General features: G+C 47.0%; 15 protein-coding genes. 6 read left to right on the forward strand and 9 right to left on the reverse strand.

Annotated elements, in window-relative coordinates; all coding sequences use genetic code 11:
* Positions 1 to 61: 61 nt before the first annotated feature.
* Complete coding sequence (locus ACJJIL_RS18510) at positions 62 to 466, reverse strand: DUF4345 domain-containing protein (protein WP_444914740.1); 405 nt, start codon at positions 464 to 466, stop codon at positions 62 to 64.
* Between the two features lie 230 nt (positions 467 to 696).
* Here ACJJIL_RS18510 and ACJJIL_RS18515 point away from each other — a divergent pair, with 230 nt between their 5' ends.
* A complete protein-coding gene (locus tag ACJJIL_RS18515) occupies positions 697 to 1,554 on the forward strand; it encodes a peptidylprolyl isomerase (RefSeq protein WP_445360466.1) in 858 nt (285 codons plus the stop codon).
* A complete protein-coding gene (locus ACJJIL_RS18520; RefSeq protein WP_444916227.1) occupies positions 1,554 to 2,603 on the forward strand; it encodes a HupE/UreJ family protein in 1,050 nt (349 codons plus the stop codon). Before ACJJIL_RS18515 ends, ACJJIL_RS18520 begins: the two co-directional genes overlap by 1 nt.
* Positions 2,604 to 2,656: 53 nt before the next feature.
* On the opposite strand, the gene ACJJIL_RS18525 is transcribed toward ACJJIL_RS18520, so the two are convergent.
* Positions 2,657 to 3,133, reverse strand: coding sequence for an Lrp/AsnC family transcriptional regulator (locus ACJJIL_RS18525; RefSeq protein WP_108731811.1), 477 nt, complete (start codon positions 3,131 to 3,133; stop codon positions 2,657 to 2,659).
* Positions 3,134 to 3,272: 139 nt separating this feature from the next.
* Positions 3,273 to 4,472 carry a pyridoxal phosphate-dependent aminotransferase gene (locus tag ACJJIL_RS18530; RefSeq protein WP_445360467.1) on the reverse strand — a complete coding sequence of 400 codons (1,200 nt, stop codon included), beginning with the start codon at positions 4,470 to 4,472 and terminating at the stop codon, positions 3,273 to 3,275.
* A 583-nt stretch (positions 4,473 to 5,055) separates the two neighbouring features.
* Between ACJJIL_RS18530 and ACJJIL_RS18535 the strand changes: the two genes are divergently transcribed.
* From ACJJIL_RS18535 to ACJJIL_RS18545, 3 genes are all read left to right on the forward strand, one after another.
* A complete protein-coding gene (locus tag ACJJIL_RS18535) occupies positions 5,056 to 5,337 on the forward strand; it encodes a hypothetical protein (protein WP_445360468.1) in 282 nt (93 codons plus the stop codon).
* 174 nt (positions 5,338 to 5,511) lie between these two features.
* Positions 5,512 to 6,072 (forward strand): S41 family peptidase, encoded by a 561-nt coding sequence (locus ACJJIL_RS18540; protein WP_445360469.1) that lies wholly within the window; start codon positions 5,512 to 5,514, stop codon positions 6,070 to 6,072.
* 191 nt (positions 6,073 to 6,263) lie between these two features.
* Positions 6,264 to 6,896, forward strand: coding sequence for a 2OG-Fe dioxygenase family protein (locus ACJJIL_RS18545; protein WP_444940021.1), 633 nt, complete (start codon positions 6,264 to 6,266; stop codon positions 6,894 to 6,896).
* A 510-nt stretch (positions 6,897 to 7,406) separates the two neighbouring features.
* Here ACJJIL_RS18545 and ACJJIL_RS18550 read toward each other — a convergent pair.
* From ACJJIL_RS18550 to ACJJIL_RS18560, 3 genes are all read right to left on the reverse strand, one after another.
* Positions 7,407 to 8,165 (reverse strand): hypothetical protein, encoded by a 759-nt coding sequence (locus tag ACJJIL_RS18550; protein ID WP_445360470.1) that lies wholly within the window; start codon positions 8,163 to 8,165, stop codon positions 7,407 to 7,409.
* A 34-nt stretch (positions 8,166 to 8,199) separates the two neighbouring features.
* Entirely contained in the window at positions 8,200 to 8,640 is a 441-nt protein-coding gene (locus tag ACJJIL_RS18555; protein ID WP_445360471.1) for a YqaA family protein, read from the reverse strand.
* A gap of 192 nt (positions 8,641 to 8,832) precedes the next feature.
* Positions 8,833 to 9,306 (reverse strand): hypothetical protein, encoded by a 474-nt coding sequence (locus ACJJIL_RS18560; protein WP_445360472.1) that lies wholly within the window; start codon positions 9,304 to 9,306, stop codon positions 8,833 to 8,835.
* A 154-nt stretch (positions 9,307 to 9,460) separates the two neighbouring features.
* Between ACJJIL_RS18560 and ACJJIL_RS18565 the strand changes: the two genes are divergently transcribed.
* Entirely contained in the window at positions 9,461 to 9,646 is a 186-nt protein-coding gene (locus ACJJIL_RS18565; RefSeq protein ID WP_445362014.1) for a CPXCG motif-containing cysteine-rich protein, read from the forward strand.
* Positions 9,647 to 9,667: 21 nt separating this feature from the next.
* On the opposite strand, the gene ACJJIL_RS18570 is transcribed toward ACJJIL_RS18565, so the two are convergent.
* Genes ACJJIL_RS18570 through ACJJIL_RS18580 form a run of 3 tightly spaced genes read right to left on the reverse strand, consistent with a single transcriptional unit; the run spans position 9,668 to position 13,052 of the window.
* A complete protein-coding gene (locus tag ACJJIL_RS18570; RefSeq protein WP_445360473.1) occupies positions 9,668 to 11,143 on the reverse strand; it encodes a cryptochrome/photolyase family protein in 1,476 nt (491 codons plus the stop codon).
* Positions 11,140 to 12,081 (reverse strand): MerR family transcriptional regulator, encoded by a 942-nt coding sequence (locus ACJJIL_RS18575; protein WP_445360474.1) that lies wholly within the window; start codon positions 12,079 to 12,081, stop codon positions 11,140 to 11,142. The genes ACJJIL_RS18570 and ACJJIL_RS18575 overlap by 4 nt, the downstream gene beginning before the upstream one ends.
* Before the next feature lie 8 nt (positions 12,082 to 12,089).
* Positions 12,090 to 13,052, reverse strand: a complete 963-nt coding sequence (locus tag ACJJIL_RS18580) for a YbgA family protein (RefSeq protein WP_445360475.1) — start codon at positions 13,050 to 13,052, stop codon at positions 12,090 to 12,092.
* Between the last annotated feature and the right edge of the window lie 37 nt (positions 13,053 to 13,089).

The raw sequence follows: 13,089 nt of genomic DNA on the forward strand, positions 1-13,089 counted from the left end.
AAATCACTTAAATGGGCGCCGGGGTTCTCCCGGCTCCTTTCTACTAGCCGTAACAACCGTGTTAATGGCCATGCTGCAAAGGCAACCAGCGGGATTCTCGGTAACAGTAAAGTCCCCAGATCACAAAGACGACTTCGATAGCAAAAAGCACTAAATTGCGCTGATCAAAACCACTGATAAATAACATTCCGTAGAGGCGCCCAAGAGCGAAGCCGATATAGGCAATAGACATCGCAGCGTAAGCAACCCTGCGGTGCGGGCGCATAGCCAAGGCCACCAGTAGAATCACCGCGATGGCCAACATAAACCCGCCATAAGTGGCCATAAACTCGGGCATGGCTTCGGGGGTATCAAATGAAAAATCCACTTCATCCGCTAGGCTCTGCGGTTTAAACAGGGCCCAGAGGCCGATAGAAGCAAAAACCAATAGATTGAGTGTCAAATAGACTCTTCCCAAATATTTCAATCGATTCTCCCCTCTAATTTCTGTTACTCACCCCTATACAAGGGGAACACCGCTTTGGAGTACTGTCACAGTATATATGAGCCACACCCCGCCATACGCCGGAACAATTCACCAATTTGGTACAAAGCGATGGATTTATCAATATTTTCTTACTGGCAAACTGAGAATGTCTTTCCATAATTAGAATCCACAGCGCAACTCCGACCCACTCCAAAATAAGGGCCGCGCTTTTGAATACCACTACCTTCCTCAAGTCATTGGCGAAAGAGCCCCTGCTGTATTTTATTGCGATCGCCCTAATCCTATTGGGATTGGGAGAAATCCTGGAACCGCCTGCACAAGAGATTGTTATCAGCGAGGGGCGCGTCGAACATCTACGTTCGGTGTTTGAGCGCAAGTGGCACAGGTACCCCACTGATAGCGAGCTGGAGCAACTTATTGAGAATTACCTAAGAGAGGAAATACTTTACAGGGAAGCGCTTGCCCTGGGATTAGCCGAGAACGACACAGTAATCCGCCGCCGCCTGCGAATGAAAATGGAACTTACGGCGCGTAATTTCGCTGACACTCAAGACCCAGGCGATCGAGTATTGGAGAAATTCCTTCAAGGTCAGGCTGATAAATACCGGGTTCCCCCCACCCTATCTTTCCAACAACGATTTTTCTCAGTGGATCTGGCCTCATCAGATTCACGTGATTTTAACGACTTACTCATGCAGCTAAACAGCGGTCAGGCTTCGCCAATGATTGGGGATTCAACCCTACTGCCAGCTGCTTTTATCGACACTTCAGAGCCACGAATAGACAGGCAATTTGGGCTGGGATTTTCCGCTCAATTGTCCAAGCTGCCGGTTGGCGAGTGGAGTGGTCCAGTCCGCTCGACCTTCGGCGATCACCTGGTCCTCCTTGAGGAAATCAAGTCCACCCAGCTACCGGCATTGGCTGAAATACGCAGCCGCGTACTAAATGATTGGCAATCCCAGGCGCAAAAGAAGATTCTGCAGGAGCAGTATCTCCAGTACCGTAAAAACTACGAGGTCACTGTCCACAAGCCGGATAACTTCTCAGCCGAGGTTGCCGTCAAGTGATGCACATCCGGCCACTCCTGTTCATTCTGCTCCTCAGCTTTACTCCAATACTATCTGCCCACGAACTGCGCCCGGCATATCTCGGCATCACTCAAGTTAATGCACAATTATTTAAAGTACTTTGGCGATTGCCCGCACAAGGCGATCTTCGCCTCGCTCTGAATGTCCATTTGGACCAAGCTGCCTCCCCCCTAAGCCAACCCAGAGCGCAAATAAGTAACGGCTACTACACAGAGTACTGGACCATCCATCACCCCAGGGAGCTACAACAGCTGTCGATTCATATCGATGGCCTACAGAGCACTATGACCGATGCGCTAGTGCGGATCTCCTGGCTAGATGGGCGTGAGCAAGTTATCCGACTGACACCGGACCAGCCAGAATGGACCCTTGACCAACCCACCAGCGAGTTCCAAGTCGCTCAAACTTACTTTGTACTGGGCGTTGAACATATTCTTCTCGGTGTCGATCACTTGCTGTTCGTTTTGGCCCTGATCTTACTCAAACAAAGCCTTCGCCAGCTGATCGGCACTATCACTGCTTTCACTATCGCCCACAGTATGACCCTGGCAGCTGCCGTACTGGGCTATATCCATCTGCCGTCGGCGCCAGTGGAGGCGATTATCGCCCTCAGTATTTTACTGGCAGCCAGGGAGGCTGTACGCCAGAGGCATGGTGTTTTCAGCTTGACCAGTCGCTACCCATGGGCAATTGCCTTTGCTTTTGGACTTTTACACGGTTTGGGTTTTGCCGGTGTACTGGGGGAAATTGGGCTTCCCCAGGGCGCTATTCCCCAGGCATTACTGACTTTTAATCTCGGTGTGGAAGTGGGGCAATTAGTATTTATCACCGCTGTTCTTGCAGCAATCAACTTGTATCAGAAGCTCCTTAAGCACAGGCCAGGGTATGCCATTCGGAACCGCGAACAATACTCTTTCGGGGAAGGCGGAGGTATCGGAATACCAGTCGCTACGGTGGTCGCGTATACGCTGGGGGGCACTGCCTGCTACTGGGTGATTGAGCGCAGCCTGCTTATTGTTTTCCCATAACAGAGAACACTAACCGGTGCCCTGAAAATCACGGACACCGGTTAATTTAAGGCTCAGTCCTGAAACAAGAGTTCCAGTGGGTAGCCGGTAAAAGGCTTGGTTTTCTCAATCACCAAATGAGAAGTCATACGGGAAATCGCCGCCTCTTCATTGGCCAACAACTGCTCTGAGACTCGATTAAAATCTGCTGCGTCCGGGCAGACGAAATGCAGCATATAGTCGAACTCACCAGACATCTTCACACAGGAAACAATCTGTGGAATATCGCTAATAATGCGGCGAAAGTTCTCACTGGTACGGGCATCCTGCCGCTTAAGCGCAACGTTTACATAAAACTCTGCATGCCGAACTTTATCCAGGTTTATCTCGGCAAAGAACTCGCGGATATAGCGCTCACTGGTCAGGCGTTTAACCCGGGCCAGGCAGGCACTTTCCGATAATCCAATTTTTTCACTCAAATTCAGGTTACTTGTACGTGCGTTTGATTGCAGGGCCTGCAAAATACGCAAATTATGCCGGTCAATTTTCACGGAGCTATTTTCTTTTGAATCTGAAAGGGGGCAAGGATAGCGGTATTCGCCGGTGGCATAAACATTACAGCCACCGGCATGGGAAACTTGTCATCACTTCAAAGGCGATTTTGGCGACAACCAGCCTCCCGGCAAAGGCCTAACCGGCCTGGCGGTTACCACTGGTGACGAACTGTTCAATGCGATCCAAGGCCCGCGACAACTCGGCCTCATCAGCCGCCAGGGTGAGGCGAACATGACTCACTGAACTGCTACCAAAGGGCGCGCCAGGCAGTACCGAGACCCGCTCAGCATCCAAAAGCGCTTCAGCGAAGGTTTGCCCGGAGCTGGATACCTTGGAGACATCCACCATTACAAACATCCCAGCCTCAGGGCTGTAGCAACTCAAGCCTGGTATCTGGCCAATCCTCTCAACAATCAGGTCTCGACGCTGCTGATAGGCATCCCGCATCTGCTTCACGAAGTAGCTATCAAACTCCAGGGCAAAGGCTGCAGCCTCCTGGATGAACTGAGGGCATCCAAAAATTGTCGCCCCTGCAAAAGCAATCAAACGATCTACCAGAGGACCACGAGCCACTGCCCACCCCAGGCGCCAGCCACTCATGGCGTGGGATTTGGACAAGCCATCAACCACAACAATATTATCCAGCGACTCCGCAGCCGTACGCAGAGAGGTGTGGCGACGGGCAAAGGTGATCATTGAATAAACTTCATCACACACCAGCCAAATATTGCGCTCGCGGCAGTATGCCGCCAACTCGCGCAATTGTTCAGGGGTAGCCATCGCGCCAGTCGGGTTTACCGGCGTATTGATCATAACGACCTTGGTCTGCTCGCTGATGGAGGCCTTGATAGCGTCGACATCAAAAGCGAAATTAGTCTCCGCCGGGCAAGTCACCCGCTTTACGGAGAGGCGCAAGGCATCACAAATGGGGACATAGCCGATATACATCGGCTCGGGAATTACTATCTCCTCACCGGGGTTTAGCAGGCAGGCAAGTACTGCGTAGATCGCGTTGGTTCCACCGGGGAAAACAACAACATCATCCGGGTTACAAGGGTGGGGAGAGACCTTGCTCTCGATGTCCGCGATAGCCCTGCGCAACATTGGCTCCCCGGCGGCAGGGGAATAGTGGGTGCGCCCCACTCCCAGGCGAGCGCGGGCAAAGTCGAGGATCGGCTCGGGGGTGTCAAAGTTGGGATCACCTACACAGAGAAAGATAACATCCTCCCCTTTATTGGCGAGATCGTGAGCCCGGTCACTCACAGCCCAAACATTGGCGTCCTCACCATTCAAAGCCTCACTTTGCAAGCTGAACCTGGGGGTAAAATTTGTCACGTTTTTCACTATTTAGCAGCCATTTATAGGGGCTAAGGTAACAACCATCTGGGTAATCGGTGCCGCTATATGACTGTCAATTTCGAATTAGAGGGAGCTTTTCTCAGGTATTCCCGCAGATAATGCGGGGGCCAGTGTGTTCAGGTGGATCGCGACTAAAAATAGATTTTTAGTCTCAGTTATTCAGGACGATCCTGGCGCCCAAGAGAGAGCGAGTAATGAGTAAAACTTAAGCAAGGTATCACCCCATCCCACTGCAATTGAACACTATTAACCGGAGCCAGGAAAAACCCAGGGCTATGGACAAAGCTTCATTACGATATTCTTTTTTGACGTCCCGTCCGCTCCCCATGCCCCTTTCACCTGACTCGCAGCAATCTCCCTCAAGTTTTCGCTGTATTTAGATTAACTTTAATCTTCAAAGATGGAGGGCAAACTCCAATCCCGGTATAGGTGCGAAACTGGCCCCTTAGCGCCTCTGGATATACTTAGTGTTAACCAGCTTTGGGCTTCGGAGACTATCTATTACGGCTTGATTGCGTGTCATCGTTAACACCTAAAAACCAATAAGTAAATTTAAATCATGGATAAGATGAAACAATTACTAACCTTACTTTTGCTCTCCTGTTCACTTACGGCAATCGGCACTGAAATTTCTCAGGAAAGGAAGTTGGAGCTTATTAATTCTATCGAGAAAAAGAATGCCTCCAACTATGTCCTGCAAGAAAACCTGGAAGCGATTCACTCTTCATTAGATAAAATTGCAGAGTCAGAGGCATTCAGACAAGCCACTGATACAGAGTCAGTGGCTGGAATTATTAAATCCGCCTTAACAAAGCATGATAAACACTTTGACGTTAGCTGAGATGATCCAGAATCTCCCCAATAGCAGCCGAAACACGAGGATTGGTTTAGTAAGCTCAGCAGAAAAAATTCTGGATTTACCTGAGTCGAAGTTTTAGAGGGTAACATCGGCTATATTGATTTCTGGGGGTTTGACCATGTTTACGAGGAGTCCCAAGGTTGAGTGGCTGCAGCTATGGCATTAATCCAAGATACTAGCGCTATTATTTTTGACCTGAGAAAGAATGGTGGTGGTAATGGCTTTATGAGCGGCCTTATCAGCGGTTATCTTTTTGATAAACCCACCCACCTCAATAGCATCCACAGGAAGCCCGCGGGCAATATTACAGAAATTTGGAGTCAGGAAAAGGTTCAGGGTAAAAAGGTAGCAAATACCCCGGTATATATATTAACCAGTAGCGATACCTTCTCAGCAGCAGAGGCCTTTGCGTACTATTTAAAGCACCTGGACCGTGCAACCATTTTTGGAGAGGCTACCAAAGGCGGGGCAAATCCCTGGCAGTACTTCCCCCTTGAGAATGGCTTTAAAATAGCAATCCCTATCGCCAAGGCAGTCAATCCGATTACCAAAACTAACTGGGAGGGGACTGGTGTAAAACCAGATATCGAGACATCCCGGGAGAAAGCATTTTCAACAGCCTATAGGCTCGCCTTACAAGAGGCCAAAATCTCTACTGCACACCCGGAACATTTAAAAGAAATCCAGCAAAAGCTACAAAATTTCGTTAGTCTTTAAATTACCTCACCCTCCTTACAATAAGTATTCAGTCTATTAAATCAGGAGGGAGGCCTAGCCATTAGCTTCCCTTCCCAGATTAATTTAATATCTTACAAACAAAAAACGGCGTTTAAAAATTTTGAAGAACAGTCATTCACATTAAAATCCTAATGTAAACCTCATCTTATTCGTATTATGAGGCAAGTCAGATGTTTCAGTTTACCCAAATTCGCAGACATATCCCTGAGGATCTTGAGGACAGCTTTGCTCGACTCCCTCCAGATGAATATTTAAAATCCCAATATTCATATCGTTATCGAACATATTGCTCAGGATTATATCGTGGCAACTCAATCGAATGGAACTCTAGTACCATTTTCATGCAAAGTAAAACGATTAACAAATACCTCGGGGATATAGAGCGTCACTACCCCGCACTGGAACCAAGTGCTAGAATATTTTCGCAGAGCATTGTAAGGCACCTAGTATCCAGCCAATATATACCGGCAAACGAGTATCAGGTCGGATGCCACCAGATAAGAGTTCGTGCTACAGATGAATTCAACGCTTATCCCACCCCTGAAGGTTTTCACCAAGATGGGTTTGACTATGTAGCGATTAATTGTATTAATAGGAATAATGTCAATGGAGGCGAGTCATTCATCAGCAGCTTGGATGAAAATGAAATTATATTTCATGGCACACTAACCCCAGGAAAAGCTTTAGTTTTGAACGACAGGTCACTCAAACACTACGTAAGCCCCATCACCCCTCTTTTTCCAGGGGAGGCTGTTAGAGATGTTGTGGTAATTACATTACACAGCAATACAATCAATATATAAAAATATGAAGTTTACCCAATCTAGATCACAGGGAATTATTTTTAGATCCAAAAGACTGGCCATCCAAATCAGTCTACCTTTATCTCTATACCTAACACTAGCTTATATATTTAAAGCCCCACAAGAAACGGAAGTCCTAGAAATATATTTAGTAGGATTATGTTTAATCCCAGTGCTGACCACACTCTGGCTATTAATATTTAACTCAGGAAAAGGAAAGGTAGACGAGTATAGCCTTGAGTTCACGAATAGTCACATCATCTATAGATCACTCTATGGCAATATAATCATTCCAATGTCAGATAAACTTTCAATTAAAACACACGGCAAACCACCTAACTCCATTTCCATAACAGGACACAACCACTCAGCCCATGTTGATTTAAACCTATTTTCATTACAACAGAGAAAGGAAATTCTTAAACAATGTCATTTTCTAAAAAATAACTGTCAAGATTAACCTTAGATACCACCACCTTCACTGTCTAGAGCCATAACTGCATAAACTCATTAAGGCTCACACTTCTCAATTACAAGAAGTTGATTTTTATCATACAATCTGGAGTTAGCTCTCAGATGGTTAGCATACCCTATCAATTCACCTAGAGCATTAACAAAAACCCTTTTGACTTTTAGATTTACATTTTTATAGTCATCAACAGATTGGAAAGCCCCACTTTCAAAATCAACAAAAGCTCTCTTTAAGTCTGAACTTGAAATACTCTGGGCCATTCGTACCCCTGAGAGAGTTACAATATAGGTACCTTCATCATACTGGCCAATATATAGGGAGCTACATTTAATGGCCCCATTCTCGATATCGTAAAACCCCTCCTCCATATCTAAAAACTGTTTGTAATCACCAAGAATTAGTTTAACCTCATTACAAATATTGTGTTCTATTAGAGGCAATAAATCTAATTCATTCTTATCAACCCCTTGTGCAACAAGCCCATACTCAATTACTGAGCAAAACTTCGCAGCCTCTTCTTTATGGATTAAAGACAGTTCCCCATCATTCCCCACTTGAATAGAAAAGGAGAAACTAAACTGATTTAGAAAATCCACTTTCGACAGGAAATGGGAGTTTCCTTGAAACGAGGTTAACCAGGTACCAAATGCATTAGGATACTCAACCAAGTAGATACCCGGTTCCACTTCTGCCAAATCAAGTATATAGCTACTATCGATTGGCTGCCGCTCTGAAGGAGAGCCTGACTTCATTTTAAATACGTCTTTTCTTCGTATTTCAAATTTTTGTGAAAACACTCAAACAAAATCTCTTATTAACTTAATATCCACATCAAGATGCTTGCAGGACCATATAGTAAACCACCAGATAGCGTAGACATTTACCCGTGGCAACCAATAACAAAAACCAAACCAAGCGAATTCTTAGAATACCAGCCATTACAGTAAGGGGATCACCAATAATAGGCACCCAGGAAAAAAACAGGGAGAATACCCCATATTTTTTAAATCGCTGTTCAGCCTTTACAAACTCCTCTTCAGACATTCTCAACCATTTCTTGATCACGCCCAAACTGGCCCAATAGCCTAATGCATAATTGAGAAGAGAGCCCGCTACATTCCCAGTAGTGGCGACTATTATCAGGGCCCAAGGGGGGAGCCCCTGGAGCAATAGACCAGTCATTACAATTTCTGAGCTTAGCGGCAGAATGGTCGCTGCCAGGAATGCTGATACGAGAAGCCCCAAAAATCCAAACTCAAGAAAGTACCCCATAATGACGACTCATACCTAGCTAAACTCGGCATTCCTTCTATCTATACTTATAATTGCGCCACTATAATCGAAAAAGGGGGGACATCCCAACAACCCGCCTCGTCAGTGATAGCGATACTAGCCACAAGCCTCTACTTTTTATATTCACCCTTGTTAACACACTTTAGAATTCATAACCTCACCCAGACTTACTTAGGCCCAAGTACAGACCCGCTCATCCGAAGTAGAAATCAGTGTCCACCCCATAATCCTCCAGCCACCTTCCAGTTTTGCTATCGACAAGATATTGCAGGTAGCTTTCCTATTCCTTTCTTTTGATTTGGATCGCTGAAAAACAACAAGCGATGTTGCTGAGCCATCCTCTGAAATATAAATCTTCTCTATATATAATCCGGAAAATGGATATTTCTCAAGGTCCATAGTTTTACGCAGCTGACCGATAATTACGGGAATTAAATCTGGATGATTGGACAACCCCGGCTGCTCACCGATAAAAAATAAAGGGGATTGAGCAAAGTACTTCTTCAAACTACTTGGCGGAGATGAACTATTAAGTGTGCGGTAAAAACTTTTTATAAGATCAGATACTTCACTGCGCGAACTTGCATACATTTCAGATGAAAAGACAATAAATACGACAACCAATAGCGTCTTAGCAGTTTTCATGGTTACCGCTTCCTATTTTGAGGAGTTTCTGAGTAACTCTGCAATTAGAGGGGACTGACTAAAGGTTGAAGTATAGTTATGCTATTAATTCGCATGGACTAAAGAAGGAAATCTGACAATCACCAGACGGAGCTATCCTGTGCCAGAGGTAATAGTGGAGAGAAGTATTTACTGCCCTTATTGTGGTGAAATCATAAAAATACTGGTTGATTCATCAGTTTTGCCTCAACAGTACACTGAGGACTGCCAAGTTTGCTGTAGGCCTATCGTTTTCTCTGTGGAACTCGATTTAAATGGCGAGTTATCTATCGTGGCTCATACTGAGGATGAAGCGTTCTAAATCGCATTGTCGCACTCAAATTCACTTCAAATTGGCAAAAACTTCAATCGCTCGCTTCCGTCCAGCCCCCACATCGCAAATCACCTGAGGATAGCCTTGAGTCGGCGGTGGATCGTGTATGGCTTTGTCGCTCAGCTCCTTTAGCTCAGGTATAAACTTGCGGATAAAATCTCCATTGGGATCAAAACGTTGCGACTGACTATAAGGATTAAATACACGAAAATAGGGTGCAGCATCAGTACCCGTGGAGGCAGTCCACTGCCAGCCCCCATTGTTGGAAGCAAAGTCTGCATCAATTAAGCGCTGCATAAAGTAGCGCTCACCCCAGCGCCAATCTATCAGCATATTTTTACTGAGAAATGAAGCTACTATCATACGCAATCGATTATGCATCCAGGCAGTCTCATTTAACTGTCGCATCGCTGCATCAACTATCGGAACCCCAGTCTCCCCCAAAGTCCAACGCTCAAACTGATCCTTATTGTAGGACCAGGGGATTTGGTCAGTTTCCTGCTTGAATGGCCTCCCTTTACTCAGACGGGGAAAGTCCACCAACAAATGGGTATAAAACTCCCGCCAGATTAATTCGCTAATCCAACAGGCCGCCCCATCATCTCCACCCAGCCAACGTCCCTCATTCATATCCAACGCCATTGCTATACATTGGCGAATCGAAACAGCACCACTATTTAGGTAGGGGGATAAGCAGGAGGTACTATCAAGTGCTGGAAAGTCTCTCTCTGCCTGATAAGCAGATATTTTTCCACCGAACTTCTTGAGCCGTTTCAGTGCCGCCTTTTCTCCTGCTTGCCAACCTTTAATCAGGCCTGCATCGTCGATCTTATCTATCGAGTATGTCGACAGTTGCGTTGGAATCTTTTGGCTTAATTTCTGCCCTTCAGATAAAGAAAGCCACTTTGGCCAATGTGCTCCATTTTCCCGGGTAGAAATTTTCCGAGGCTTAGGCAAGGTTTTTACTTCACTATCGGCACACAATTGAATCAGTGCACGCTTGAAGGGGGTAAACACCTTGTAGGGTTCCCCTCCGCCGGTTCTTACTGCTCCCGGTGGAAGCAGGGTGCGGTCACTGTAGAATTGAACCTGAACCCCCTCATTTGTCAGTAAATCTTTTACTGCATTATCACGACGCAGCTCATTGAGTGGATATTCAGCATTCGCATAGAGAGCATTGATATCCAGGCGCCCAACTATTTGCTGAAGAACCCCTGGAACCTGAGCAAAAGTAGGAACTTCAACGAAGTACAGCGGTATATTGCGCCCCTCTAATCCATCTCGTAATTCACGCAAACAGGCAATACGAAAAGTCACCAATGGATTGCCTTCATCCTGGCTCTGCCAGGTATCCGGACAGGCAATAAATACAGCAGCCACCTCCTGACATTGCATACTGGCTTGGTAAAGTGCTGAATTATCATTGAGGCGTAAGTCACTGCGTAGCCATACCAGGCCACGTGGCAAAGTCACTGGGCGACTCATAGCTTTAAAGACTCCCGCAATTGTGTAACTGCGCTCTCTGTATTTCCGGCAAGTACTTTTGTTAAAGGGAGTCGGTTCAGTTCAGTCAAAGCCAAACGCTGCACCTCAATAAAATCACCCGCAAGCCACAGAGGATCAGTCATCCCCTGAACAGCACTTGGTAGCTCACGTTCAAGAATATTTTTCGGCATAGCCTTGTGGCTATAGCAAAGCACTCCCTGAGCACCCAGTTTTTTGACTGTACTTCCCAGCTCCAATAATCCCGCAGGATAAGCCAGGGTAACGGCCTCTATTCCTGCGGCAAGGAGTACCGCAATAAACATCTGTATAAATGCCTGTTGGCCCTGAAAGCCAATTTCCAGTAAAAGAATACGGGGCTTCGCCTGGGACTTGTCTTTGTCCAGGTTTTTCCTGGCCATACCATTAGTCAGAAGTAGCTGTTCATTTAACAGAGGCCAGAAAAATGTCTGCGCCCCATGGGCTTCAGGTAGGCGAAATCGCTCAAGCCGCACATGCAAAGGTTTCAGCCAGTGCTCCAACAGCAAAGCTGCAGGGAATGAGGAAAACCACTGATCGAGACGGCGGCGCAGCTGGGGTTCTGCAAAGTCTCTGAGAAGACTGGAGGTTTCATCCAGCATCGCCTGCCAATTGTTTTTTCCATCGCCTGCAGTCGCTGGCACCCCTAAATTGTCCTGCTCTCGCGCCAACAGGTCTCGCACTTGACCAATGGAAACGCCCCTGGCGAGGCATTGCAGGACCTTTTCAATCTGCTCGACTTCCTCTTCACTATAAAGTCGATGCCCTTTGCTGGTGCGCATGGGTTTTAGTAAACCATAGCGGCGCTCCCAGGCCCGTAAGGTCACGGGATGCACCCCGGTCCTCCGAGCTATCTCACGAATCGGAAAATAGTTTTTTTCAACAACTTCTGGGTCGGACATGACGCTCATTATCGAAATTCACATAAACCTAATTCAGCCGGCTCGGCAGCGAGCAAGACCTGGCTGTGGATAAAGTGGTGTGGGCTTCTCGGCAAGTAATGACGGAGCATAGTAAGCACCGCCGAAATCGGTTTATGCCCTTGCCGGTACTCCTCGATAAGCTGGGCCAGTTCAGCCCGCTCTTCCCGGCTTAAATAGCCCTTTAAATGCCCCTGGCTGTGCATCAGTGCATTGGTTCGATCCTTGCGCGATGCATGTTGGGAGAGAATATCCATAATCCGCCCACGAATTTCATAAGCGAACTCTTCGGGGGTCACCGCACGAGAGTTGGAAACAAACTGACCCAAGGCACGGGTCAGAGGCTGGCTATGGGCTAGCAAGAGGTACTTATAAGCGGTGTAAAACTCAATAACTTTAGCAGGTCGAGGATCCGGCGATACATAGCGATGCCAGGCATCGTAAGCAAATACTCGGGTTAAAAAGTTCTCGCGAATATCGCTGGCATTCAGTCGCCCTACTTCCTCCATGGGGAGGTGGGGGAAATTCTCTCTCACACGCGCAGCAAATAGACCTGCCGAATGCGCCAGTACACCGCGACCATCTTCTTTGTAATGGGGGGTAGTACGCATACCGCAGCTGGGAGACTTTTGCATCAGGATAAAACCGCGCAACTGCTCGACCTCCGGACTTATCTCGTCTGCGTAAGCTTCAAGGTCCTCTGTCACATCGATATTGGTGTCATCGCGCCCAACTGCGCGCAGGCGATCACTGACAATCAGGTGAATTGGCGGGCGGGGCACTCCCAAGCCTATTGCCACTTCCGGGCAGTAAGCTTGCAGATCAAAGCAATTACCCAGCAGCTGAGTGCAGACTTTGCTGTGCTTATGGCTACCGTTATATCGAACTGGATCACCCACGGCACAGCGGCTGATACCAACGGGAATCTTATGCGGCAGGAATTGAATATTCATAGTCACAAAGTGTGCAGGTAATGGCCTACCTTTTTTA

Source organism: Microbulbifer maximicatervae (SeqCode), assembly GCF_052468095.1.